The organism is Pedococcus dokdonensis (assembly GCF_900104525.1).
GTDB lineage: Bacteria > Actinomycetota > Actinomycetes > Actinomycetales > Dermatophilaceae > Pedococcus > Pedococcus dokdonensis.
Genome location: NZ_LT629711.1, coordinates 2351238 through 2375929, shown reverse-complemented (window position 1 = coordinate 2375929; position 24692 = coordinate 2351238). Strand labels below are relative to the sequence as shown.

General features: G+C 72.0%; 23 protein-coding genes and 1 tRNA gene. 13 read left to right on the top strand and 11 right to left on the bottom strand.

The window, feature by feature from the left end; genetic code table 11:
* Nucleotides 1-97: 97 nt before the first annotated feature.
* A complete protein-coding gene (locus BLQ34_RS11145; RefSeq protein ID WP_091785323.1) occupies nt 98-772 on the top strand; it encodes an arsenate reductase/protein-tyrosine-phosphatase family protein in 675 nt (224 codons plus the stop codon).
* 24 nt (nt 773-796) lie between these two features.
* On the opposite strand, the gene BLQ34_RS11140 is transcribed toward BLQ34_RS11145, so the two are convergent.
* The 6 genes from BLQ34_RS11140 to BLQ34_RS11115 all read right to left on the bottom strand — a co-directional run bounded on the left by BLQ34_RS11140 (nt 797) and on the right by BLQ34_RS11115 (nt 7088).
* Nucleotides 797-2506: a polysaccharide biosynthesis tyrosine autokinase gene (locus tag BLQ34_RS11140; RefSeq protein WP_091785321.1), complete on the bottom strand. Its 1710-nt coding sequence runs from the start codon at nt 2504-2506 to the stop codon at nt 797-799.
* 124 nt (nt 2507-2630) lie between these two features.
* Nucleotides 2631-3503 (bottom strand): hypothetical protein, encoded by an 873-nt coding sequence (locus BLQ34_RS11135; RefSeq protein WP_091785318.1) that lies wholly within the window; start codon nt 3501-3503, stop codon nt 2631-2633.
* The gene (locus tag BLQ34_RS11130; protein WP_231961551.1) at nt 3503-4600 is read right to left on the bottom strand and encodes a Gfo/Idh/MocA family protein; all 1098 of its coding nucleotides are present in this window, start codon (nt 4598-4600) and stop codon (nt 3503-3505) included. Before BLQ34_RS11130 ends, BLQ34_RS11135 begins: the two co-directional genes overlap by 1 nt.
* Nucleotides 4601-4681: 81 nt before the next feature.
* Nucleotides 4682-5803, bottom strand: coding sequence for a DUF1972 domain-containing protein (locus BLQ34_RS11125; RefSeq protein ID WP_091785312.1), 1122 nt, complete (start codon nt 5801-5803; stop codon nt 4682-4684).
* Nucleotides 5804-5916: 113 nt separating this feature from the next.
* Complete coding sequence (locus BLQ34_RS11120; protein WP_231961052.1) at nt 5917-6672, bottom strand: CDP-alcohol phosphatidyltransferase family protein; 756 nt, start codon at nt 6670-6672, stop codon at nt 5917-5919.
* Nucleotides 6672-7088 (bottom strand): adenylyltransferase/cytidyltransferase family protein, encoded by a 417-nt coding sequence (locus BLQ34_RS11115; protein WP_091785310.1) that lies wholly within the window; start codon nt 7086-7088, stop codon nt 6672-6674. The genes BLQ34_RS11120 and BLQ34_RS11115 overlap by 1 nt, the downstream gene beginning before the upstream one ends.
* 341 nt (nt 7089-7429) lie before the next feature.
* Here BLQ34_RS11115 and mfd point away from each other — a divergent pair, with 341 nt between their 5' ends.
* From mfd to BLQ34_RS11070, 9 genes are all read left to right on the top strand, one after another.
* On the top strand, nt 7430-11026 hold the full coding sequence (mfd, locus tag BLQ34_RS11110) for a transcription-repair coupling factor (RefSeq protein WP_091785307.1): 3597 nt from the start codon (nt 7430-7432) through the stop codon (nt 11024-11026).
* Between the two features lie 50 nt (nt 11027-11076).
* The gene (locus BLQ34_RS11105; protein ID WP_091785305.1) at nt 11077-11607 is read left to right on the top strand and encodes a SurA N-terminal domain-containing protein; all 531 of its coding nucleotides are present in this window, start codon (nt 11077-11079) and stop codon (nt 11605-11607) included.
* 7 nt (nt 11608-11614) lie between these two features.
* Entirely contained in the window at nt 11615-12595 is a 981-nt protein-coding gene (locus tag BLQ34_RS11100; protein WP_091785302.1) for a MazG family protein, read from the top strand.
* Nucleotides 12596-12639: 44 nt separating this feature from the next.
* Complete coding sequence (locus BLQ34_RS11095) at nt 12640-13860, top strand: carbohydrate kinase (protein ID WP_091785299.1); 1221 nt, start codon at nt 12640-12642, stop codon at nt 13858-13860.
* Nucleotides 13857-14780, top strand: a complete 924-nt coding sequence (locus tag BLQ34_RS11090; protein ID WP_091785296.1) for a pseudouridine-5'-phosphate glycosidase — start codon at nt 13857-13859, stop codon at nt 14778-14780. The genes BLQ34_RS11095 and BLQ34_RS11090 overlap by 4 nt, the downstream gene beginning before the upstream one ends.
* 152 nt (nt 14781-14932) lie before the next feature.
* Nucleotides 14933-16225 carry a phosphopyruvate hydratase gene (eno, locus tag BLQ34_RS11085; RefSeq protein ID WP_091785292.1) on the top strand — a complete coding sequence of 431 codons (1293 nt, stop codon included), beginning with the start codon at nt 14933-14935 and terminating at the stop codon, nt 16223-16225.
* 25 nt (nt 16226-16250) lie between these two features.
* The gene (locus tag BLQ34_RS11080; RefSeq protein WP_157693000.1) at nt 16251-16946 is read left to right on the top strand and encodes a septum formation initiator family protein; all 696 of its coding nucleotides are present in this window, start codon (nt 16251-16253) and stop codon (nt 16944-16946) included.
* Nucleotides 16943-17488 carry a DUF501 domain-containing protein gene (locus BLQ34_RS11075; protein WP_091785287.1) on the top strand — a complete coding sequence of 182 codons (546 nt, stop codon included), beginning with the start codon at nt 16943-16945 and terminating at the stop codon, nt 17486-17488. Before BLQ34_RS11080 ends, BLQ34_RS11075 begins: the two co-directional genes overlap by 4 nt.
* Entirely contained in the window at nt 17488-18447 is a 960-nt protein-coding gene (locus BLQ34_RS11070) for a Ppx/GppA phosphatase family protein (RefSeq protein WP_091789847.1), read from the top strand. The genes BLQ34_RS11075 and BLQ34_RS11070 overlap by 1 nt, the downstream gene beginning before the upstream one ends.
* A 10-nt stretch (nt 18448-18457) precedes the next feature.
* Here the strand turns inward: BLQ34_RS11070 and BLQ34_RS11065 are convergent, their stop codons facing one another.
* Complete coding sequence (locus BLQ34_RS11065) at nt 18458-19123, bottom strand: TetR/AcrR family transcriptional regulator (protein ID WP_231961050.1); 666 nt, start codon at nt 19121-19123, stop codon at nt 18458-18460.
* 53 nt (nt 19124-19176) lie between these two features.
* On the opposite strand from BLQ34_RS11065, the gene BLQ34_RS11060 reads away from it, so the two are divergent.
* Both BLQ34_RS11060 and BLQ34_RS11055 read left to right on the top strand, forming a co-directional pair.
* Nucleotides 19177-20670: a flavin-containing monooxygenase gene (locus BLQ34_RS11060; RefSeq protein ID WP_091785281.1), complete on the top strand. Its 1494-nt coding sequence runs from the start codon at nt 19177-19179 to the stop codon at nt 20668-20670.
* Nucleotides 20654-21505 carry an SDR family NAD(P)-dependent oxidoreductase gene (locus BLQ34_RS11055; RefSeq protein WP_091785278.1) on the top strand — a complete coding sequence of 284 codons (852 nt, stop codon included), beginning with the start codon at nt 20654-20656 and terminating at the stop codon, nt 21503-21505. Before BLQ34_RS11060 ends, BLQ34_RS11055 begins: the two co-directional genes overlap by 17 nt.
* A gap of 1 nt (nt 21506) precedes the next feature.
* On the opposite strand, the gene BLQ34_RS11050 is transcribed toward BLQ34_RS11055, so the two are convergent.
* From BLQ34_RS11050 to BLQ34_RS11035, 4 genes are read right to left on the bottom strand one after another with little or no spacing between them, the layout of a single operon-like run.
* The gene (locus BLQ34_RS11050) at nt 21507-21833 is read right to left on the bottom strand and encodes a hypothetical protein (RefSeq protein WP_091785275.1); all 327 of its coding nucleotides are present in this window, start codon (nt 21831-21833) and stop codon (nt 21507-21509) included.
* An 8-nt stretch (nt 21834-21841) separates the two neighbouring features.
* On the bottom strand, nt 21842-22150 hold the full coding sequence (locus BLQ34_RS11045) for a hypothetical protein (RefSeq protein WP_091785272.1): 309 nt from the start codon (nt 22148-22150) through the stop codon (nt 21842-21844).
* Complete coding sequence (locus BLQ34_RS11040) at nt 22147-23736, bottom strand: radical SAM protein (RefSeq protein ID WP_331712500.1); 1590 nt, start codon at nt 23734-23736, stop codon at nt 22147-22149. Before BLQ34_RS11040 ends, BLQ34_RS11045 begins: the two co-directional genes overlap by 4 nt.
* Entirely contained in the window at nt 23733-24509 is a 777-nt protein-coding gene (locus BLQ34_RS11035; RefSeq protein WP_091785266.1) for a prolipoprotein diacylglyceryl transferase, read from the bottom strand. Before BLQ34_RS11035 ends, BLQ34_RS11040 begins: the two co-directional genes overlap by 4 nt.
* A gap of 90 nt (nt 24510-24599) precedes the next feature.
* On the opposite strand from BLQ34_RS11035, the gene BLQ34_RS11030 reads away from it, so the two are divergent.
* Nucleotides 24600-24674: transfer RNA gene (locus tag BLQ34_RS11030), tRNA-Leu, on the top strand.
* Nucleotides 24675-24692: the final 18 nt, after the last annotated feature.

Sequence of the window (24692 nt, the reverse complement as noted above, 5' to 3'; positions counted from 1 at the left end):
GGATGACGCAGGGCGACTCGCCCGATTGCTGGTATCTGGTCCCAGATCCCCCGACCCATACTGGGTGGACTGGTGTACCCCCGGGGATGAGGCGGCCATGGAGACGACGGTTCTGGTGCTGTGCGCGAACGACCGCTGTCTGGCCCCCGCCGCCGCGGCCGTCCTCCGCTCGGCCCTCCAGGCCCACGGCGAGTGGCACGTCCAGGTGGTCTCAGCCGGGCTGCGCGTCGAGGTCGGCGCCGGCTGGTGCCCCGAGATGAGCGAGCAGCTCACCAAGGACCACGACCTCATCCTGCGGCCGCACCGCGCCCAGCAGGTCACGGCCGAGCTGGTGCGCGCCGCCGACCTCGTGCTGGTGTCCGAACGCAAGTACCGCGGCACCGCGCGACTCCTGGACGCCGGCAGCGCCGCCCACACGTTCACGCTCGTCGAGGCAGCGCTGCTCGCCACCGCCGCCCTGCAGCGGGCCGCGGGCGAGCCGCCACCGCTGGCCGAGGACCCCGCACCGGCGGGAGCCGGTCGGCTCGGCACCCGCGAGCGCCTGATGTGGCTGCTCGAGGAGATGGACGCCATGCGCGGCCTGGTCGCCGTGCCCGAGGAGCCGCACGGCTGGCGCACCAGGTTCAGCCGCTCCGAGGTGGTCGGGCTCGACATCCTCGACCCCGACAGTGAGCGCGGCTCGCACCGCAAGGCCGGCCCCGCGATGCGCCAGGCGCTGGACTCGTTCGCCTCGAGCCTGGCCGACGCCTCCCCGAGGACCGTCTCGGCCTGACCACGCGTGGCCGTCGCTGCCACGTCAGTGCACTCGGCCCTGCCCCGAGGGCTTCATCGCCTTCGAGAAGCTGGTGCCGACGACCCTCGGGTCCAGCGAGACCGGCGCGCCCTGGCGACCGTCCCGGTTGCCACGGTCGTCGCCACGATCACGGTCACGGCCGCCCCGGTCGCGGTCGCCCGCACCGTTGCGGTCCCGCTCCGGCGCGGACGACCCGTCGGAGCCCCGGGTGTCCTTCGCCGTGCCGCCACCTGCGTCGTCGGTCGACGGCTCCCGAGGTGCGGGGCTCGTCGGGGCCACGGGCTTGGTGTCGTCCGCGACGGAGCCGTCGTTCGGTGCCGTCGGGATGGCGGCTGCGGGCCAGTCGTTCTCGGAGACCGCCGCGATGGCCGCGTAGTCCTCGTCGTGACCGCGCAGGTCGCGCTGCCCCCGAGCCGGCACCATCGTCAGGGCGGTGCCGATCAGCCGGGCCTTGACCGCCTCGAGGTCGGCGATGGCGCTGGTCAGCTGTTCGCGACGGGTCTTGCCGTAGCGCGCCACGAGCACCGCGCCGTCGGCCGCCCGGGCCAGCACGGCCGCGTCGCTGACCGGCAGGATCGGCGGGGCGTCGATGATGACGAAGTCGAAGTCGGCCCGCAGGGTCGCCAGCACCGCTGCCATGTTCTTGGAGCCGAGCAGCCGGGTCGGGTCGGGCGGGGTGGTGCCGGCCGGCAGGATCGTCAGCAGGCCGCGGTGCCAGGGCATCAGGGCGTCCGCGAGGTCGATCTGGCCGGCCACGACGTTGGACAGGCCGATCGACCCGTCGACACCCAACAGGGTCGCGGCGTTGGGCCGCCGCATGTCGGCCTCGACCAGGCAGACCCGCAGCGACGACTGGGCCAGCGCGATCGCGAGGTTGCAGGCGGTGGTCGTCTTGCCCTCGGCCGCGAGCGCGGAGGTGATCACGATGACGCGCGGCGGCTGGTCGACGTCGACGAACTGCAGCGTCGTCCGCAGCGACCGGAACTCCTCGACGCCGCGGCCGTGGCCCTGCATCGTGATCAGCGGCTGGGTCTTGACCGCCGGGTTGAGGCCGATCAGCGCCAGCGCGGCCCGGCCGGTGAGCTCCTCGAGCTCGTCGCCCTTGACGGTGGTGTCCTGCTGCTCCCGGATCACGGCCACGATCACCCCGAGCGCGAGGCCGGCGAGCAGCCCGAGCGCCATGTTGAGCGGGATGCGCGGGGAGATCGGGGAGCGCGGCAGCGCCGAGGGCACGGTCGTCGTGACCTTCACGGGGGACTGGCCGCCCTCCCTCGGGGTCTCGAGGCGCTCGATCACGAGCCCGAGCTGGTCGCTCACGGCGTTGGCGATCGCCTGGGCGCGAGAGGCCTTGGCGTCGGTGGCGGAGATCTTGATGAGCACGGTGTCGACGGGGTTCTCGGCCGCGACGACCTGGCGCAGGTCGCTCACCGACATGTCGAGGTCGAGATCGTCGATCACCGGCTGGAGCACGTCAGGGCTCTTGACGACCTCCGTGTAGGACTTCACCCGCTGCATGGCGAACTGCGAGCTCTGGTAGATCGAGGCGTCGGCCGTCCCGGCCTGGCTGATCGACACGAAAGCCGTCGCGTAGGCGGCATACGTGGGCGGGGTGAGGTAGGTGAGCGTGCCGGCGGAGCCGAGCACGAGCACGAGGCAGGCCACGACGATCCGCCACCGCTTGAGCAGGATCTGGAGGTAGGCGCGCAGCGTCATCGGGCCTCACTCCTTCCGTTCCTGCGGGAAACGCCCCCTCGGGCGCACTGGGTGCTGGTTCCATTCTGCGTCCGGGAGGTGACCCGGCCCCTCATCCGAAAGGTGGAGGACGGCGTAGGACACCTCACCGGGGGACCGGGGCCCAGCTCTTGTCGACCAGCGCCTTGGTGGAGGCGATGTTGCGACGGCTGGAGGCCCCGAAGACGATCGACTCGAGGTTGGGCTGGGCGCACACCCAGTCGATGGCCTCTTCGGGGGGGATCGCGCCAGAGGCGAACACCGACATCGCGATGGCGCGGAACCGCCGGTCGCGCAGCGCGGTCTCGTAGGCCTCGAGGCCACCGGGCATCCGGAAGCCGATCTTGTTGATGTTGGAGCAGACGATCGGGTTGTCGATGCCGAGCCGGTCCAGGGTGTCGAGCAGCCGCGGGAGGTTCATCGTGATGAAGCCCGGCTCGGCGTCGTACTTGGTGCGCACGTGGTCGGCGAAGATGACGAACGCCTCGTCGAAGCCGAGGCCGAGCAGCAGGTCGACCACGACGTTCTGGAGGAAGACCACCGGAGTGCGCAGGCCTCGGAACATCGACATCTCGGCGTCGATCAGGAGCCGGGTGATGCCGTCGATGTCCTTGCCCGCCAACGACTTCGTGCCGGTCAGGGCGGCGCTGAAGACGCTCTGCTCGGGCAGGAACCGGCGCAGGGCACCGAGCGGCCCGTCCTCGGTCATCGCGTTGGCGTACTTGTGGGCGTAGGGCATGCACGGGAAGAACTCCATGCGGGCGTAGCGCTGCTGGTCGGCCCGGACGAGGTCGCAGATCTCGGCGACCCGGTCGTGGGTCGTGCACATGAAGGTGGTGACACCCTCGTCGTAGGCGGCGTCGAGCACGTCCATGATCGCGCCGAGGTCCTGGAAGCGCATCTGCTGGCTGCGCGCCTTCTCCTCGGACATGTGGTTGACGCCGAAGAACTGGTTGTCACCGAACATGAGGCGGTCCATCAGGCGGTCCTCCCTCGGCCGAAGGCCAGTCGTCGGCGGCGGGGTGCGGTCACGGTGGCGCTCGACGCCGCACGCTCGCCGACGGCGGTCAGGCCCTGCGCGTCGGCGGAGATCATCGACAGGATGCGGTCGGTGGCCGCGGCGGAGCTGAACACGTTGGGGCCCTCGGTCGTGCGCGTCATGACCCGTTCGACGAACGTGGCAGCCTGCGCGGAGTACTCCTCGCCGCGCAGGTAGAACCACGGCTGCTCGGTGAGGTCGGTCGTGTAGTGGACGTTCCAGCCGGGTCGGTAGCCGTCGGGGACCGTGGCGGTGTCGCGCAGGTAGACCTGCACCTCCTGCCGGTCCGCGACGGCCCGGCCGGTGGTGCCCCAGACGCTGATCTTGGTCGACATCTTGCGCTGCGACTCGTCCGACCAGTTGACCGAGACCTGCGCGGTGACGTCGTCGGGGTACATCAGCGTCGACACCACCTCGTCGTCGGTCTCGGCGGAGAAGATCTTGTTGAGCCGGCTGCCCTCGACCCCGGTCGGCATGCCCAGATACCACTGCACCAGGTCGATCGGGTGGGCGGCGTAGTCGTAGAGGCAGCCGCCGCCGGACGCGCGCCGGCTGCGCCAGGTGCCTCCCTTGGGGGCCAGCACGACCGGGCCGTAGGCCTCGGCGACGACGTGGGTGACGTCGCCCAGCGCGCCGGCGTCGATCAGCCGCTTGAGCTCGGCGAAGGCGGCGACGAACCGGTTGTGGTAGCCGACCTGGGTCACCAGGCCGCGCTCGCGGGCCAGCGTGGTGAGGGCCTGGCCGTCGTCGTCGTCGAGGGTGAACGGCTTCTCGCAGAAGACGTGCACGCCGGCCTCGAGCGCCGTGCGCACCATCGGGGCGTGCAGGTGCGACGGGGTGGCGATGACCACCGCGTCGAGGTGCTCCGCCGCGAGCATCGCGGCCAGGTCCTTGTAGGTGCGCAGCCCGGTGTACTTGCTCAGCACGTCGAGGACGTAGCCGGTCGAGTCGCAGACGGCGACGAGGTCGACGTCCGGGTGCGCCTTGAAGATGGACAGGTGGGACAGGCCCATCTTGCCGAGGCCGACGACCCCCATGGTGATCACGACGTGTAACTCCGTATCTGTAGCCCCCACACACCTCGGTGGCCGTCGACGGGTGCGACGGTCAGCGCCCCCTCAGGCGCGGTGCGTGAGCTTTGCGTGGAAGCGCGCCAGGACCGCTTCGTACTGGCCGGCGACGTGCTCCCAGGTGAACTCTTCCGCATGCCGACCCCGGGCCGCGTCGTGCATTTGATGGAGAGCGTCGGGGGAGTCGAGCAGCTCGTCGAGCAGGGCTGCGAGGTCGTCGGCGGTGCTGAAGTAGCGCTGGGCGGGCCCGGCGACCCACCGGTTGTAGACGTTGTCGTGCGCGATCACCGGGTTGCCGGCCGCCATCGCCTCGACCAGCGAGGGGTTGGTGCCGCCGACGGTGTGGCCGTGCACGTAGGCCAGCGAGTGGAACCGCAGCGCCTGCACCACCTCGGGGTCGTAGATGGCCCCGGGGAAGCGCACCTCGTCGCTGGCGGCCTCGAGCACCTGACGGTGGTAGTCGTCGGTGCCGCCGTCGAGGTTGCCCAGGACCACCAGGGTGCGGCCGCGCCGCTTGGCGGAGAAGCCCTCCACGATCTCGAGCAGAGAGTTCTCGGGGATCGGGCGGCAGATCACGGTGAGGTAGCCACCGGGCTGCAGGCCCATCGCCTCGACCGGGGCGGGGGAGGCGTCGACGACGGCGTGCGCGCCATACGTGATCATGCTGATCCGGCTGCGCCGCGCCCACCGGGCGAGGTAGCGCTCGATGTCGGGGTGGTCGGCGATGAGGTGGTTGCCGAAGAGGCTGGCGAACCGCTCGTTGGCCAGCAGGATGGCCTGGCGCACGACCCCCCAGCGCCGCCGGGTCCACTCCATGCCGTCCATGTTGATGACGTTCGGGATCCGCCGGAGCCGCTGGAGGATGTTGAAGACGCCGGTGTTGTAGCCGAACGTCAGGCACACGTCGTCGTGCTGGACGGCGTGGTTGATCGAGGTCCAGTCGAAGGCGGACGTGCCCAGCCAGCCCTCGCGGTGCTGGGGGATGGTCACCCGCTCGATGCCGCGCCAGGTGTCGTAGGTGACCGGGCCGCGGCCCTCGGCCTGGCAGTAGACGACCACCCGCCAGCCCTGGGCCACGAGGTAGAGGCCGATCTGCTCGGCGGCCGTCTCGAAGCCGCCGTATGCCGCGGGCACGCCGTGGGTGCCGAGGATGCGGACCGTCCGTGTCATGCCACCTGCACCCCCCTCGGTCGTGTCGCGCTGTCGCCGGCCGGGCCGGCGGCCTCCGCGGGCCACCCTAGAGGGCGCACGGAGGTCGTGGTCGAGCGTCGTCCCCATGTCGCTCAGGCCACGCGGGACAGGTCGCGGTACCACTTCGCGAAGCCTGCCGCGAGCAGCAGCACCCCCAGCAGGGCGAGGGCGGAGTAGGCCAGTACGAAGAGCTGGTGGAAGCCGAGCAGCACGAACGTCAGGCACAGCAGCCCGTAGTCCAGCGGCAGCACGAGGAGGGAGGCGAGCACCGGCGGGCGTCCCTCGTCGGCCCCCGGTGGGGCGGCCTCGACCGGCGCTGCGGCGGCGGCCCGGAGCTGGTCGGTGAGGATCTTGGAGAAGAAGTAGGTCGACGCCTGGATGCCGAACACGATGGGCACGAGCAGCGTCGCGTCGGAGACGTCGAACGAGCGGTACCAGCAGACCAGGACCGCAGCGTGCAGCGCGGCGATCTTGACGCAGTCGATGACGTGGTCGAGCCACTCGCCGGTGCGGCTGCCGCCCCCCTGCATGCGGGCCACCTGGCCGTCGGCGGAGTCGAGCGCGTAGGCCAGCGCGAGCAGGAACGCGACGGTGCACCCGATCAGCACGGTGGCCGGCGCGAGCGCGAGGACGAGGATGCCGGCCAGGCTGGTCAGCCCGGACAGGAGGGTGACCTGGTTGGGCGACAGGCCCACGCCGAAGGCGATGATGGCCAGCTGGCGACCGGCCGGGCGGTTGATCCAGCGCGAGTAGCCGGGGGCGCCCCGGTTGGACTTCCCGGCACCGGCGGAGAGGACCCTGGCCTGGGCCATGCGGCGGAGGGGCGGGCTGATCGTCTCGTCGGACATCAGGACGCGAACTGCTCCAGGGCAGCGCGCAACAGCGTGCTGGAGGTGTGCATCGTGTAGGGGAAGTAGGCGACCTCGACGCCGACCGTGCCCAGGTCGCGCTCGAGCCGCTCGCCCTTGGGCGTGCCCCGCCAGTCGTCGCCCTTGAAGATGACGTCGAAGGGGTGGTCGTGCCAGACGTCGAGCTTGCTCGGCTGGTGCTCGACGATGACCTCGTCGACCAGGGTGATGTGCTCCAGGATCGAGACCCGCTCGGCCAGGGGGATGACCGGGAACTTCGACTTGGCCCGGAAGGCGTTCTCGTCGGTGACCACGCCGGCGATCAGCCAGTCGCACTGTTCGCGGGCGCTGCGCAGGATGTTGAGGTGGCCGATGTGGAAGAGGTCGAAGACCCCGGGTACGTACCCCCGGACCATTCCATCGCCTCCCTCGGGCCTCGGTGCCCCTCCACCGAACCTCGCCAGCTCTTCCATTGCCCTGCCCCCTACAGCCGTCGTCTGCGTCGTCCCGTGGTCATCTGGTCGCGCACGTCATCCGTGCGCGTGTCATCTGTCTCGTCAGCGGTTCCCCCAAGTTTGTCGGCGGAGGGCTCCGGGCGACTCATGCAAACGGCTGACGCCGACCCACCCCCGATGCCGGGTTAGGGTGGTGGCCCACCCCACCAGCGGCTTGCTGTGGGGCGTTTGTGCTGTCTCCGCCCGGTCTGTCCCTGCCTGCCTCGCCGCCTGACACGTCTGCCCCACCAGGAGTCCTCCCCATGACCCTCGCCCCACTGCTCGACCTGCTGGGCGCCGACCCGGGCGTCGCCCGGGCGCTCACGGTCGCCCGCGACGGTGAGCCGGTCGCCGACCTCACGGTCAGCGCCGGCGCCCGCCCCGCGCTGGTGGCGGCGCTCGCGCGCGAGTCCGGCCGGCCGGTGCTCGCGGTCACCGCGACGACCCGCGAGGCCGAGGACCTGGTGTCGGCCCTCGGCTGCTTCCTCGACCCCGACCGGGTGGCCGACTTCCCGGCCTGGGAGACCCTGCCCCACGAGCGGCTGAGCCCGCGCAGCGACACCGTCGGCAAGCGGCTGGCGGTGCTGCGTCGCCTCAAGCACCCCGACCCGAGCGACCCGGCCTACGGCCCGCTCGACGTCGTCGTCGCTCCGGTGCGGGCGGTCCTCCAGCCGGTGGCCCAGGGACTCGGCGACCTCGCGCCGGTGGCCCTCAGGGCCGGGGACGAGGCTCCCCTGGACCGGGTCGTCGAGGACCTGGCGGCCGCGGCATACTCGCGCACCGACCTCGTCGAACGACGCGGTGAGTTCGCGGTCCGCGGCGGCATCCTCGACGTCTTCCCGCCCACCGAGGACCACCCCGTGCGGGTGGAGTTCTGGGGCGACACGGTCGAGGAGATCCGCTGGTTCAAGGTCGCCGACCAGCGCAGCCTCGAGGTCGCCGAGCACGGCCTCTGGGCCCCGCCGTGCCGTGAGGTGCTGCTCACCGAGTCGGTGCGCGCCCGGGCCGCCGCCCTCGTGGACCAGCTCCCCGGCGCGGTCGACCTGCTGTCCAAGCTCGCCGAGGGCATCGCCGTCGAGGGCATGGAGTCGCTGGCACCGGCGCTCGTCGACGGCATGGAGAGCGTGCTCGACACCCTGCGCGACGGCACCGCGGTGGTGCTCTGCGACCCCGAGCGGGTCCGCACCCGCGCCCACGACCTCGTGGCCACCAGCCAGGAGTTCCTCGAGGCCGGCTGGGCCAACGCCGCGGTCGGCAACAGCGTGCCGATCGACCTCCAGGGCATCCTCGGCACGGCGTCGTTCTGGTCCCTCGCCGACCTGCGCGCGCACGCCCGAGACACCGGTATGCCGTGGTGGGACCTCGGCCCGTTCGTCGCCGACGAGGAGCTCGCCGAGGGTGACGCCGTCGTCGTCAACACCGGCCTGGAGGAGGCGCCGCGCTACCGCGGCAGCACCCCCGAGGCGGTCGCCGACCTCCAGGGGTGGGTCGCCGACGGGTGGCGCGTCGTCGTCGTGACCGAAGGGCCCGGTCTGGCCCGCCGGGTGGCCGAGGTGCTGGCCGGCGAGTCGGTGCCGGCCCGTCTGGACGCCGACCTCGCCGACCTGACCGACGGCGTGGTGCACCTCACCACCGGCTCGGTCGGCAGCGGGTTCCTCGCTCCGGCGAGCCGGTTCGCGCTCGTCACCGAGTCCGACCTGACCGGTACCCCCGGCCAGGGTGGGTCCACCAAGGACATGCGCAAGATGCCCTCCCGGCGGCGCAACCAGGTCGACCCGCTGCAGCTCAAGCCCGGTGACTTCGTGGTGCACGAACAGCACGGCGTGGGCAAGTTCGTCGAGATGGTGCAGCGCACCGTCGGCGGCGCGACCCGGGAGTACCTCGTCATCGAGTACGCCGCGAGCAAGCGCGGCCAACCCGGCGACCGGCTCTTCGTGCCGACCGACCAGCTCGACCAGGTCACCCGCTACGTCGGGGGTGAGATGCCCGCGCTCAACAAGATGGGCGGCAGCGACTGGCAGAAGACCAAGGGCCGGGCCCGCAAGTACGTCAAGCAGATCGCCGCCGAGCTGATCCAGCTCTACTCGGCGCGGATGGCCACCGCCGGGCACGCGTTCGCCCCCGACACCCCGTGGCAGCGCGAGCTCGAGGACGCCTTCTCCTACGTCGAGACCCCCGACCAGCTCAGCTCCATCGACGAGGTCAAGGCCGACATGGAACGCACCGTCCCGATGGACCGGCTGATCTGCGGTGACGTCGGCTACGGCAAGACCGAGATCGCGGTGCGGGCGGCGTTCAAGGCGATCCAGGACGGCAAGCAGGTCGCCGTCCTGGTGCCCACCACGCTGCTGGTGCAGCAGCACCTGCAGACCTTCACCGAGCGCTACCAGCAGTTCCCCGTGACGGTCCGCGCCCTCTCACGGTTCCAGAGCGACAAGGAGGCGCGCGAGACCATCGAGGGGCTGGCCAACGGCAGCGTCGACCTCGTGATCGGCACGCACCGCCTCCTCGGCGGCTCGATCCGCTACAAGGACCTCGGGCTGGTCGTCATCGACGAGGAGCAGCGCTTCGGTGTCGAGCACAAGGAACAGCTCAAGACCCTGCGCACCGCGGTCGACGTGCTCGCCATGTCGGCCACCCCCATCCCGCGCACGCTCGAGATGGCGGTGACCGGCATCCGCGAGATGTCCACGCTCGCCACGCCGCCCGAGGAGCGGCACCCGGTGCTCACCTACGTCGGCGCCTACGACGAGAAGCAGATCGTCGCGGCGATCCGGCGCGAGCTGCTCCGCGAGGGGCAGGTCTTCCTCGTGCACAACAAGGTGTCCTCGATCGAGCGGGCCGCCAGCCGGATCCGCGAGCTGGTGCCCGAGGCCCGGGTGGCGACCGCCCACGGCAAGATGGGCGAGCACAAGCTCGAGCAGGTCGTCGTCGACTTCTGGGACAAGAAGTTCGACGTCCTCGTGTGCACCACCATCGTCGAGACCGGGCTGGACATCTCCAACGCCAACACCCTCATCGTCGAGCGCTCCGACGTCCTCGGGCTCTCCCAGCTGCACCAGCTCCGAGGCCGCGTCGGTCGTGGTCGGGAGCGGGCCTACTGCTACTTCCTCTACCCGCCCGAGAAGCCGATGACCGAGACCGCGCACGACCGGCTCCAGACGATGGCCAGCCACACCGACCTCGGCGCCGGCATCCAGATCGCGATGAAGGACCTCGAGATCCGTGGCGCCGGCAACCTGCTGGGCGGCGAGCAGTCCGGCCACATCGCGGGGGTCGGGTTCGACCTCTACGTCCGGCTGGTGGGTGAGGCGGTGGCCGACTTCCGTGGTGACGGCGAGACCCCTCCCGGCGAGATCAAGATCGAGCTCCCGGTCGACGCGCACCTGCCGCACGAGTACGTGCCGGGGGAGCGGCTGCGCCTGGAGGCCTACAAGAAGCTCGCCAGCGTCGTCGACGAGCAGGCCCTGGCCGAGATCGAGGCCGAGCTGGTCGACCGCTACGGCCCGCTCCCGGAGCCGGTGCGCAACCTGATGGAGGTGGCCCGGCTGCGCACGGTGGCCCGTCAGGCCGCGGTGGCCGACATCTCGGTGCAGGGCAACTTCGTGCGGTTCGGCCCGGTCGACCTGCCCGAGTCGGCCCAGCTCCGGCTGCAGCGGCTCTACCCGAAGTCGCTCGTCAAGGACGCGGTGCATACCATTCTCGTGCCGAAGCCCATGACGGCCCGGGTGGGTGGCCAACCGCTGCGCGACACGGCAGTCTTGCAGTGGGCCAGCGACCTCATCCGTTCCGTCCTGCTGGGCAGCGTCGCCGACGCCGCCCGGGTGGGCACCCGCGACGGAGCCGGCTCGGCTCGATGAGCGTGGCGACTGACAGTGAGAGAGAGCGGTACATGACGAAGGGCCATCCCGTGAAGGCAGCCAGCATCCTGCGTGGGTCGATCGTGGCGGCCGCCGCCGCGGGTGTGCTGGTCGTGTCCGGCTGCGCCACCGCCGACACCGCCGCCGTCGTCAACGGCCACCGGATCACCGAGCAGGAGGTGCAGGAGGCGACCAGCCAGATCACCAAGGCCTACCCCGACTCCTCGCTCAACAGCGCGAACGCCCTGTCCAGCCTGGTGATGGCCGGCTTCATCAACGAGGTCGCCGACGAGTCCGGCAAGGGCCTGTCGGACTCGGCCGCCAAGGCCGCGATCACCGAGATCGAGGACCCGTCGGCCGCCACCCTCGAGCTGGTCAAGTCGAGTCTGGCCTCGCAACAGCTCACCACCGAGGAGCAGGGCAAGGTGGTCGGGCTCGCGCGCCAGGCGAAGGTCACCATGAACCCCCGCTACGGCACCTTCGACGCCAAGAACGTCCGCTTCGACGCCAGCAAGCCGAACTGGATCGCGGACGAGCCGGCGGTCCCCGCCACCCAGGCGCCCACCACTCCCGCGGGCTGAGCCGACCGTGGCGGGACGGCTGACCCTGCTGGTCGGCAGCCCGAGGATCGCGCCCGGACTGTTCACCCGCGCTGCCTGGCAGGCGCTCGACGAGGCCGACGCGGTCCTCGCGCGCGACGACTCCGAACCGCTGGCGCTCGCCGTCGACGAGGCGGGTGTGCCGGTGGGTCACCTCGGCGACCTCTCGGCTCCTTCGCTGGCGCGGACCCTGATGGATCGCGCGGCCGGCGGCAGCCTGGTCTGGGTGGCGTCGGCCGACGGCGACCCGGGGTTGACCGACGCCATCGCCTCCGAGGTCTCGCGGCTCGGCAGTCCGCCCGACGTTGAGGTGCTGGTCGCGTCGTGGGACGTGCCCGGCTCGAGGCTCCTCGACCTGGTGGCGGTGATGGACCGGCTGCGCTCGCCCGGTGGTTGTCCCTGGGACGCCGAGCAGACCCACGAGTCGCTGGTGAAGTACCTGATCGAGGAGAGCCACGAGGCGGCCGAGGCGATCGAGTCGGGCGACCGCGACCACATCCGTGAGGAGCTCGGCGACGTGCTGCTCCAGGTGGTCTTCCAGGCGCGGGTGGCCCAGGAGCACGGCACCGAGCCGTTCGACGTGGACGACGTCGCCGGCGCCATCGTCGAGAAGCTGGTCCGCCGGCACCCTCACGTCTTCGCCGACGGCGACGCCTCCACGCCCGCCGAGGTCGAGCGGGCCTGGGAGCAGATCAAGGCCGACGAGCGCGCGGCCAAGGCTGCGCAGGCTCCCCACGGCGGTGGCGAGGACGGGCACCAGGGCCTGCTGCACGGCATACCGAGGTCGTTGCCCAGCCTGCTCGCCGCCGACAAGGTGCTGGCCCGCTGGGAACGCACCGGTCGTGGCGCGCTCCCCGAGGGGGAGGGGTATGGCGCGGAGCTCCTCGCGCTGCTGGCGCGGGCTCGCGCTGACGGCGTCGACGTCGACGCCGAGCTGCGGCGCGCGCTGCGGGCCCTCGACTCGCACTGATCCACCCTTGCTTGGAAGATCAAGCAGCCTTTAGAGTTCCAAACATGAACCTCACCGACCGTGAGCGGGACATCGTCGACCTGCTCCGATCCCAGCCGCTGCTGGATGCCGCCGCGATCGCCGAGCGGGTGGGGTCGACCCGAGCGGCGGTGTCGGTCCACCTCTCGAACCTGACCAAGAAGGGGGCGATCCTGGGGCGCGGCTACATCGTCCGCCCCGAGGACCGCTCGGTCGTCGTCGTCGGCGGCGCGAACATGGACATCAAGGCGCACTCCACCCACGCCATCGAGCTGCGCACCTCGAACCCCGGCCTCGCGATGAGCACTCCCGGCGGCGTGGGGCGCAACATCGCCGAGAACCTCGCCCGCCTCGGCAGCCCGACCCACCTGGTGGCCCCGGTCGGCAGCGACTCGTTCGGCGAGGAGGTCGTCGCGGCCACCCGCGCGGCCGGCGTCCTGGTCGACCACCTGATCCCCACCGACGACGCCACCGGCACCTACCTCGCCGTCCTCGACACCGACGGCGAGCTCGTGGTCGCGGTGTCGAACATGCGCGCCACCGACCGCCTCACCGTGCGGCAGCTGATGGCCTCGCGCGACCTGCTCAGCCACGCGACCCTGCTGGTCCTGGACGGCAACATCCCCGAGGCGCCGGCCGCCTGGCTGCTCGACTTCGCGGCGGCCGTCGAGGTGCCCGTGGTGATCGACCCGGTGAGCGTCGCCAAGGCCCGACCTCTCGGCCACCTGCTGTCGCCACAGCGACCGGTGCTCGCGCTCACCCCCAACCTCGACGAGCTGGGTTCCATCGTCGGCGAGCGGGTGGCCCAGACCCGCCCGGCCATCGCCCGGGCGGCGCGCAGGCTGCACGACGTCGGCGTCCGCACCGTCTGGGTGCGTCGTGGCACCCGGGGGAGCCTGCTCAGCACCCTGGACGACCGGGGCCGGGCCACGGTGGTCACCCTGCCCGCCCCAGCCGTGCGCGCCGTCGACGTCACCGGGGCCGGGGACGCCATGACGGCAGCGTTCGTGCACGCCCTGATGCGGGGCGACGGACCGGTCGAGGCCGCCCGGTTCGGCCAGATGGCCGCCGCCCTCACCGTCGCCAGCCCCGAGACGGTCCGGCCCGACCTCACCCCCCGCTTGGTCGACGCCGAGCTCCGCAAGGCGCAGGACGCCGCCCCGCCGCGCGCCTCGGGTCCCGGCACCTCGAGCCGGCGCACCTCGAGAACCACCCCCCGCACCCGCTCGACCAGGGAGAACGCATGACCACGCCCCACCCCATGCTCCAGCTCACGACGGAGGTGGCCGAGGCGCTGTCCTCCGGCCAGCCGGTCGTCGCGCTCGAGAGCACGATCATCAGCCACGGGATGCCCTACCCGCGCAACGTCGGGATGGCCCTCGAGGTCGAGCAGATCATCCGCGACGGCGGTGCGGTGCCGGCCACCATCGCGGTGCTCGACGGCGTGCCCCGGATCGGGTTGACCCGCGACGAGCTCGAGACCCTGGCCACCCATCCCGACGTCGCCAAGGTGAGCCTGCGCGACCTGCCCTACGTGATCGCCCGCAAGGCGCACGGGGCGACGACGGTCGCCAGCACGATGCGGCTGGCCGCCCTGGCCGGGATCCGCGTCTTCGTCACCGGCGGCCTCGGCGGCGTCCACCGCGGCGCCGAGACCAGCTTCGACATCTCCGCCGACCTGACCGAGCTCGGCCAGACCGACGTGGCCGTGGTCAGTGCCGGCGTGAAGTCGATCCTCGACATCGGGCTCACCCTCGAGTCGCTGGAGACGCTCGGGGTGCCGGTCGTCGTCGTGGGCTCGGACGAGTTCCCGTCGTTCTACTCCCGCGAGAGCGGTCATGCGGCCCCGATGCGGGCCGACGGCGCCGAGGACGTCGCCGCCATGATGTGGGCGAAGTGGTCGCTCGGCCTCTCCGGTGGCATCGCCGTGACCAACCCGGTGCCGGCCGAGGACGAGATCCCGGCCGCCGAGATCGGCGTGCTGATCGACCGCGCGCTGGCCGAGTGCGACGAACGGGGCATCCACGGCAAGGACATCACCCCGTTCCTGCTGGGCCGGATCGTGGAGCTGTCCGACGGCGCCAGCCTGGAGACCAACATCGCCCTGGTCCGCCACAACGCGCGGCTGGGAGCCGCGCTCGCGACGGCATACCAGTCCCTCGTCTGACCTCCACGCGGCCACCCGCCTCCGGGTATGCCGCCGGGCTGGTTCGGCGGGTGCGTCCACGGTGCGGGTCGGTCGTCGCCGGGTGGGGTGTGGCCGGGTAGCCTCGGGGCGTACCTGTTCGGCACCACCCCGGCACCACGATGGAGATGTCTGTGGCCAGCATTGAGGCAGTAGGCGCCCGCGAGATCCTCGACTCGCGCGGCAACCCCACGGTCGAGGTCGAGGTGGCCCTCGACGACGGCACGATCGCCCGCGCGGCGGTCCCCTCCGGCGCCTCGACCGGTGCCTTCGAGGCCGTCGAGCGCAGGGACGGCGACAAGCATCGCTACCTCGGCAAGGGTGTCGAGCAGGCAGTCGACGCGGTGCTCGACGAGATCAACCCCAGGCTGGTCGGCTACGAGGCCAGCGAGCAGCGCCTCGTCGACGGCGTGATGCTGGGCCTCGACGGCACCGACAACAAGGGCAAGCTGGGCGCCAACGCGATCCTCGGCGTCTCGCTCGCCGTGGCCAAGGCCGCCGCCGAGTCGGCCGGGCTGCCGCTGTTCCGCTACCTCGGTGGCCCCAACGCGCACGTGCTGCCGGTGCCGATGATGAACATCCTCAACGGTGGCAGCCACGCCGACTCCAACGTCGACGTCCAGGAGTTCATGATCGCGCCGATCGGTGCCGCGACCTTCCGCGAGGCATTGCGCTGGGGCGCCGAGGTCTACCACGCGCTCAAGGGCGTGCTCAAGGAGCGCGGCCTCGCCACCGGCCTCGGCGACGAGGGCGGCTTCGCGCCCAACCTCGAGTCCAACCGCGCCGCCCTCGACCTCATCCTCGAGGCCATCGACAAGGCCGGCTACCAGGCCGGCACCCAGATCGCGCTCGCCCTCGACGTCGCCGCGAGCGAGTTCCACAACGACGATGACGGCACCTACCAGTTCGAGGGCGTCCGCAAGACCTCGGCCGAGATGGTCGACTACTACGCCGACCTGGTCGACTCCTACCCGCTGGTGTCCATCGAGGACCCGCTCAACGAGGAGGACTGGGACGGCTGGAAGGCCATGACCGACCGCCTCGGTGACCGCGTGCAGCTGGTCGGTGACGACCTGTTCGTCACCAACCCGGTGCGCCTGCAGCGGGGCATCGAGACCGGCACCGCCAACGCGTTGCTGGTGAAGGTCAACCAGATCGGCTCGCTCACCGAGACCCTCGACGCCGTCGACCTGGCCCACCGCAGCGGCTACCGCTGCATGATGAGCCACCGTTCGGGCGAGACCGAGGACGTCACCATCGCCGACCTCGCCGTCGCCACCAACTGCGGCCAGATCAAGACCGGTGCTCCGGCGCGGTCCGAGCGGGTGGCCAAGTACAACCAGCTGCTGCGCATCGAGGAGGAGCTCGACGACGCTGCCGTGTATGCCGGCGCCGCCGCCTTCCCGCGCTTCGCGGCCGGGGCCTGAGGCCCGGACCGGACAGGGACTGACGATGGCCGACCACGGGCACGGTGCGGACGGGCGGGACGAGCCCGGCCGCAGCTCGGACGCGCCCCGGAAGGCCCCGCCGCGCAATGCATCGCCGCGTCCCGGCACCGCCCGGAGCGGCAGTGCCCGCAGTGCCGGCCCCCGCAGTGGCGGCGCCCGTGCCGCCTCGGCTCGTCCCGGGGCCGGACCCGGTCGGTCGCGCGCCACGGCGTCGGGCGCGGCCCGCAAGGTGGCCGGTTCGCCGGTCCCACCCGAGCGGCGCAGCTCGCGCGGCGTGATGCGGGTGGTCGTGCTCGCGTCGATCTTCGTGCTGCTGGCCGTGACCCTCGTGCCCACGCTGCGCTCCTACCTGCGCCAGCAGGGGGAGATCGACGCCCTGCGTGGCCAGGTGAGCGAGCAGCGCAAGGGCGTCACCGAGCTCCAGAAGGAGCAGGCCCGCTGGAACGACGACGCCTACGTCATGCAGCAGGCCCGGGAGCGGCTCAAGTTCGTCAAGGTCGGTGAGAAGAGCTACACGGTCATCGACGGCAAGCCCTCGACCAAGACCCTTCCCGGCGTGGCCACGGCGCCGGCCGCCTCCAGCGACCACCCGTGGTACGGCCAGCTCTGGGAGTCGGTGCAGGTCGCCGATGCCGGCCCCGGCGCGAACGAGACGCCCGGCGCGACCACCGGCAGCTCCCCGGGCACCTCGTCCAAGTGACCGACCGACCGGACCCCGGGACCGACCAGCCGACGCAGGCCGACCTCGACGCCGTGCACGCCCAGCTGGGTCGGGTGCCGCGTGGTGTCGCCGCCGTCGCGCACCGCTGTGCGTGCGGCCAGCCCGACGTGCTCCGCACCGAGCCGCGGCTGCCCGACGGCACGCCGTTCCCGACCACCTTCTACGCGACGTGTCCTAAGCTCACCGGGGCGATCTCGACGCTCGAGTCCACCGGTCTGATGCGGGAGATGAGCGACCGGCTCGCCGACGACCCCGAGCTGGCGGCCGCCTACGCCGCGGCCCACGACGACTACCTCGCGAGGCGCGGCGAGCTCGGTCAGGTCGACGAGATCGACGGGATCTCGGCCGGTGGCATGCCGACCCGCGTCAAGTGCCTCCACGTCCTCGTCGCCCACTCGCTCGCGGTCGGCCCGGGCGTCAACCCGCTGGGTGACGAGGCGCTGGCGATGCTCGACGACTGGTGGGCGGCCGGCTCGTGCGTGCCCACCGCCACCTTCGGCGCTACCCCCGCGAGCAGCTGATGAGCGGCCCGACCCGAGTGGGCGCCGTCGACTGCGGCACCAACTCGATCCGCCTCCTGGTCGCCGACGTCGACCCCGAGCGGGGCACCCTCGTCGACGTCCTGCGACGGATGGAGGTCGTGCGGCTCGGCTACGGCGTCGACCGCACCGGTCGGATCGACCCCGGAGCCATGCAGCGCACCCTGGCCATGGCGGCGGAGTATGCCGGGCAGTGCCGTGAGCTGGGCGTGTCCGGCGTGCGCTTCGTCGCCACCTCCGCGTCGCGCGACGCGTCGAACGCCGACGAGTTCGTCGCCGGGGTGCGCACCGCCTTCGGCCACTACGGGACAGCCCCCGAGGTGATCTCCGGTGACGAGGAAGCCGCCCTGTCGTTCACGGGCGCCACCGGCGAGCTGCGGGCGCACGACATACCCGGTCCCTATCTGGTGGTGGACCTCGGCGGTGGCTCGACCGAGTTCGTCCGTGGCACCGACAGCGTCGAGGCGGCGCGCTCGGTCGACGTCGGGTGCGTGCGGATGACCGAGCGGCACCTGCGCTCCGACCCGCCCACGGATGCCGAGGTGGCCGCGGCCGTCGGCGACATCGAGGCCGCGATCGACCTCGCGGCCGAGCGGGTCGACTTCACCGGTGTCGGGGCGCTGGTCGGGCTGGCCGGCAGCGTCACGACGATCACGGCGCACGCCCTCCGGCTGCCCGCCTACGACCCGGAACGGATCCACCTCACCGAGCTCGACCCCGAGACAGTCCTGGCGGCGTGCCAGTCCCTGCTGCACCTCACCCGGGCCGAGCGGGCGGCCTTGGGGTTCATGCACCCGGGTCGCGTCGACGTGATCGGGGCGGGGGCCCTCGTCTGGCACCAGGTGGTGCAGCGGCTGGCCGGGCTCGGTGTCGAGCGGGTGGTCACGAGCGAGCACGACATCCTCGACGGGATCGCGCTCTCCGTCGCCGGTCGCCCCTGACCCGGGCGGCTCAGCGGCGGGGGAGCAGGGCGTCGAGCCCCGACCACACGGTCGACACGACGACGTCGGTCGCCTGCTGGGTGCTGACCCCCCGCCGTCGCGTGCGCCAGACCGCGACCCGCTCGCACGCGCCGATGATCACCTCGACGTAGCCCTCGAGCAGCTCGTCGGGCACCGCGGCGAGCGCCGGCGCCTGCCGGAAGGTCGCCATCGTGGCCGCCGACTGCTGTTCCCTGATGCTCTCGATGAGCGGGCTGGCCTGCGAGGCGACCGCGCCCTCCTGCTGGATGAGCACGAAGGCGTTGGCGTGCTCGTCGATGAACTCGAAGAAGGCCCGCACCCCCGCCCGGAAGACCTCCTCGAGCGGCGCGTCCTCCCCGGTGGCCTGCCAGGCCGCCTCGGTCGCCACCCGCAGCTGGGTCCGGGCGCGGGTGATGCAGGCCGACAGCAGGCCTTCCTTGGAGCCGAAGTACTCGTAGATCAGCGGCTTGGTGACGCCGACCAGCTCGGCGATGTCCTCCATCGTGGTCGCCTGGAACCCGCGCTCGGCGAACACCTCCTCGGCGATCCGCAGGATCTGCTCCTCGCGCTGGGCGCGCGGCATCCGCACCCGGTGCCTGGGTGCGGAGGCAGGGGCAGTGGCGGCTGCGGAGGGGGCGGAGCGAGTGGGTGACACGGGGCAACCCTACCGTGGAGCCGCGCCAACTTACTGATGGTAAGTTGGCGGCCATGGCGACACCTCACCACCGGGTGGCCATCGTCGGCACCGGGTTCTCCGGGCTCGGCATGGCGATCCGGCTGGCCCAGCGCGGCGACACCGACTACGTCGTGCTCGAGAAGGCCGACGAGGTGGGCGGCACCTGGCGCGACAACCGCTACCCCGGCTGCGCCTGCGACGTCCCGTCGCGCCTCTACTCCTTCTCCTTCGCGCAGTTCCCGCGGTGGTCCCGCGACTACGCCAGCGCCGGCGAGATCTGGTCCTACCTGCGCGCCGTCGCCGACCGGTATGCCGTGCGCGACCGGATCGAGTTCGGCGCCGACCTGCGGGCGGCCGAGTTCGACGAGCAGACCGGCCGGTGGACCCTGACCGTGGCCGACGGCCGGCAGTGGACCTGCGACGCCCTGGTCCTCGGCGCCGGCGCCCTGCACGAACCCAGGCTGCCCGAGATCGAGGGCCTGTCGTCGTTCGCCGGCACGCTCGCGCACACCGCGCAGTGGCCCGAGGGCACCGACCTGACCGGGCAACGGGTCGGCGTGGTGGGCACGGGTGCCAGCGCGGTGCAGCTGGTGCCGGCGGTCGCGCCGGTCGCCGCCCACACCACGGTCTTCCAGCGCACCGCGGCGTGGACGATGAGCAAGCGCGACGAGGAGTGGAGCCCGGCGCGCCAGCGGCTGTTCGCCCGCTGGCCGGCCGTCCAGCGGCTGGTGCGGTGGCGCACCTACTGGTCGCTGGAGGCCAGGGCCCCGCTCTTCGTGCGGTTCCCCGGCCTGGCCCGGCTGGTGGAGCGGATCGCGTTGCGCGAGCTGGCCGCCGCCGTGCCCGACCCGGTCACCCGGGCCGCCCTGACCCCGCACTACCGGATCGGCTGCAAGCGCATCCTGCTGTCCGACGACTACTGGCCGAGCTTCGCGCGGTCGGACGTCAGCCTCGTGACCGACTCCATCGTGCGGGTCGAGCCCGACGCGGTCGTCACCGCCGACGGCACCCGCCACGAGGTCGACGTGCTGGTCCTCGGCACCGGCTTCGACGTCAGCGGCAGCCTCGACCGCATCGAGGTCCGGGGCCTCGACGGCCGCACCCTGGCCGACGCGTGGAGCCACGGGATGCACACCCACCTCGGCATCACCGTCGCCGGCTTCCCCGAGCTCTACCTGCTGCTGGGACCCAACACCGGGCTCGGCCACAACAGCGTCGTGACCATGATCGAGTTCGCGACCGACTACGTGCTCAAGGCGATCGACCGTGGGCGCGGTGGTCCCCGCGTCACCACCCAGAGCGCCCAGGACGCCTTCACCCGCGAGATGCTGCGGCGGTCACGACACACGATCTGGACCACCGGGTGTCGCAGCTGGTACCTCGACCGGTTCGGCCACAACACCGCGCTGTGGCCGGGATCGACGGTCGCCTACTGGGCCCGCACCCGCCGGGTCGACGAGTCCTCCTTCGAGACGGTCGGCACCCATTCGAGAGCGAAGGAATCCATTGATGCGCAAGGCATTTGAGCCCAAGGTCTCGATCGTCACCGGGGCCGCCTCCGGGATCGGCCGGGCGATCGCCGCCGAGCTGGTCGCCCGCGGCAGCCGGGTCGTGGTGGCCGACCTCGATGCCGATGGCGCGACCCGCGCCGCCGCGGAGCTGGGTCCACTCGCCAGCGCGGCCACCCTCGACGTCGCGGACGCCGCGGCCGTGACCGCCCTGGTCCAGCGCGTCACCGCGGAGCACGGTCGCCTCGACGTGATGGTCAACAACGCCGGCATCGCCATCGGCGGACTCCTGGAGGAGCTCGACGAGCGGCACTGGGACAAGGCGCTCGCCGTGAACCTGCGTGGCGTCATCAACGGGGTCACGGCGGCCTACGAGGTGATGCGCGCCCAGGGGAGCGGGCACATCCTCAACACCGCTTCGCTCGCCGGGCTGATCCCGGCCCCGGCGATGCTGCCCTACACGACCACCAAGCACGCCGTCGTCGGCCTGTCGACGGCGCTGCGGGCCGAGGCGGCCAGCCAGGGCGTGCGGGTCAGCGTGCTGTGCCCCGGCTTCGTCGACACCCCGCTGCTCGACGACGTGTATGCCGCGCCGGCCAGCTTCGGGGGGAGCAGCGTCCGGGCCCGGGTCCGGCTGCTGCAGCCCAGGTTCCTCACCCCGGAACAGACCGCGAAGCGGGCGGTGGACGGCCTTGCCGCCAACAAGGCGGTCATCCCGGTCGGGTTCCTTGCGCACCTGACCTGGCGGACGTTGCGCTACGCGCCTCCGGTGGCTCGGGCGATGATCCAGGGGCAGGCCACCGGCCACCGCCGCCTGAACGAGCGTGCCGCCCGGCGGGCCGCCAGCCGCTGACTCAGGGGCTCTGGCCCAGGCCTGCCAGCAGCACGACGCACGCACCGGCGGCGAGGACGAAGAGGATCGCAGCGCCGGCGAGCATGCCGACGGCGAAGAAGCGCGTGCTCTCCCGCGCCAGCCCGAAGACGAACACTGCCAGCAGCCCCACGCTCATCCCGAGGCTCGCGAGCGCGATCAGCCCACCCGGCAGGTCCAGCTCGTTGCCGACCGTCGAGGGGAGGGCGACGAGGAAGCCCGCGACCACGAGCGCCGGGAGGCAGGCGAGCACGCCGATCCAGAACTTCGCGACGTTGGAGAGCCGGCGCCGTCGGGGTGGCTGGGTCATGGATGCTCCTAGGTGATCCAGAAGTAGATGCCGACGCAGGCGGCGGCGGCGAGCGCGCTCAGGTAGAGCAGGACGAGGCGGGTGTCGCCGAGCTTGCACCGTGACCGGAGCAACCCGCCCCGCCGGGCCCGGGCATAGCCGACGATCGCCAGGACGGCGAAGCCGAGCAGAGCCACCGGACCGAGGAGCCACCCCAGCAGCGCGACCGTCGCGAAGACGCACAGCCGCAGCGGGTCGAAGGGCGGGGCCGTGTCCGGCTGCCGCTCTGCGTGCGGCGGTGCGACCTGGCGCGGGTCCGGGGCAGATGGGGCAGTCACCGGTTGGCCTTCACCGAGGGCAACGGGAGGCCGACCGCGGTCGAGATCCGTTGCCGGGACAAGGGTGCCCACGCCTGCACCGCGCAGAACGGCGCGCACTGGTGGCCTCCCTCGTCGCTCACCGTCGCGACGTGGACGCAGCACTGGGTGAGCCGCTCCTCGATCATCGTGTTCATGTCCATGAACGGCTTCACCGTGACCCTCAGGACGCGCTCGCCCAGCAGGGCGCGCAGCTTCTCGCGCTGACCGGGGAGCCGCCCGGCAGCCAGGGTCGCCAGCGTGCTGATCCCCAGGTCGCAGCCGCTGCAGACGTCCTTCCAGATGCCGGCCATCGACGGGTGGGACAGCGACGACTGCTCCGACAGGAGGTCGAGCAGCGACTGCTTGACCGCGGAGCGCAGGGACGCGGGCAGGGCGTCGTCGGCGATCCGGTTGGCGAGCACGTCGGGCTCGAGGTCGAGCCACTGCTTGAGGCGCTCGTGGCCGACCAGCGACACCAACGACTTCCAGCTGCCCGAGTCGTCTCGCAGCAGGTAGCCGACGGAGCAGCAGTGCGGGTGGGAGCAGGGCAGGGCGGTCAGGTCGCGCCAGGTGACCTGACCGGCGGTCTGCCCCTCGAGCCGGGCCAGCACCCCGGTGTGGGTGAGCCGGTCGTGCGGGTCGATGCCGGTGCCCCGCCCGGAGCCGAAGACCGGCTGGATCGTCACCCCACCCACGTAGGGGGTGTCGAGGGCGCGCTTGACGACGTAGCCGATCTCGTCGTCGTTGACCCCCAGCGCGGCGGTCATCGTGAGGGTCGTGAAGACCCCCGCCGCGGACAGCCGCTCGATCGCCCGCTCCTTGAACCGCCGGATGTCGGCGCCACGGTGGTGGGTCGAGGCCTGCGCCGACTCCCCGTCGAACTGCAGGTAGACCTCGACCCGGTCGCGGTGCCGGCGCAGCAGCTCGAGCAGCCCGTCGTCCTTGGCGATGGCGATCCCGTTGGTGTTGACCAGGACCCGCACGATCGGGCGCGCAGCCACTGCCTCGAGCAGCTCGCCCAGCCACGGATAGAGCGTGGGCTCCCCGCCGCTGAGCATGAGCACGTCGATCCGGCCGTTCTCGCGGGACAGCCGTGCATCGACCGAGGCCAGCACCTGCTCCAGCGGCACCACCGAGGCCAGCGCCGGCGCGGACGCGGCGAAGCAGGTCGGGCACTTGAGGTTGCAGTGGTCGAGCAGGTCCTCGAGCAGGATGCAGGTGTGCTGGGTCTGCATCTCCGGCAGGCCGTCGGCGTAGGCGGCCGGCACCGGGGCGAAGTTGCCGACGAGGTCGGGCGTGTGGACCTTGGTCGGCGCGGTCCACTGCTCGAGGTAGGTGAGGATCTCCGGTGACTCGTCGTAGAGCGTGCGCACCAGCCCGTGCGTGGCGCACCCGCGCTCCAGCCAGATCCGCCCGTCGCGCTCGACCAGCCACCCCGAGAGCCGGGCCACCTCGGCCAGCGGGCGGTCCGGCCGCTCCTCGTGGCACAAGGGGCAGAACGCGTTGACGTAACGGTGGATGCGGTCGCCGCGCAACGGCATACCGGGTCCGGTGCGGGTGTTCACGCGACCACTGTCCCCGACCGCAGGCCCTGGTAGGCGCCACGACGCGCCTGGAGCGCCACCCGCGCGAGGATCAGCGGCACCGTCACGAGCAGGAAGAGCTGCGGGCGGGTGAGGCCGAGCCAGGCCACCTCGTTGCCGCGCACGTACTCCAGGAGGAAGCGGGCGACGCCGTAGGCGCCGAGGTACCAGACCAGCAGCTCACCACTCGGCACCGGCTGGTGGCGCAGCCACCACCAGATCACCGCGAACGCCGCCGCGTGGAACGCGATCTCGTAGACGAACGAGGGGTGCAGGGGTATGCCGGCCGGGGCGCCCGTGCGCGTAGCGGCGGCCTCGCCGAGGGTGATCCCCCAGGACGAGCCGGTGGGGCTGCCCGGTCGCTCGGTGAGCAGGCAGCCCACCCGGCCGACCGCCATACCGAGGGCCACGGCAGGGGCGAACAGGTCACCGGTGCGCAGGGAGTAGCCGGACAGCCGCTTGGCGACGTGCACGCCCACCCACGCGCCCACCAGACCGCCCAGGATGCTGCGGTTGCCATAGGCCCACTGCTCCGCGAGCGAGGCGTTCTGCCGCAGGTCGACGTGCTGGAGCCAGGTGCCGAGGCGCATGAAGACCGCGCCGCCGACCAGGCCACCGGTGACCACGAGGAGGAGCCGCTCGTCGGTGGTGGCGCCGCGGCGTCTGCCCTCGAGGGTGAACACCACGAGGGCCGCGACGACGCCGAGCCCGACGAACACCGCGTGCGTGTCCAGCCCGAACAGCGTCGGGACCATCGCCACCCTCCCTTCCCGAGTCGCAGGACTGAAGGGTGGCACGCTGAGCCTCTGAACGACAGCATCCGGGCCGCGCGGCATACTTGGCCCGCCCCCGTGGCCCAACTGGTAGAGGCAGGCGACTTAAAATCGCCACAGGTGCGGGTTCGACCCCCGTCGGGGGCACCTGGTCCCGCCGCTCGG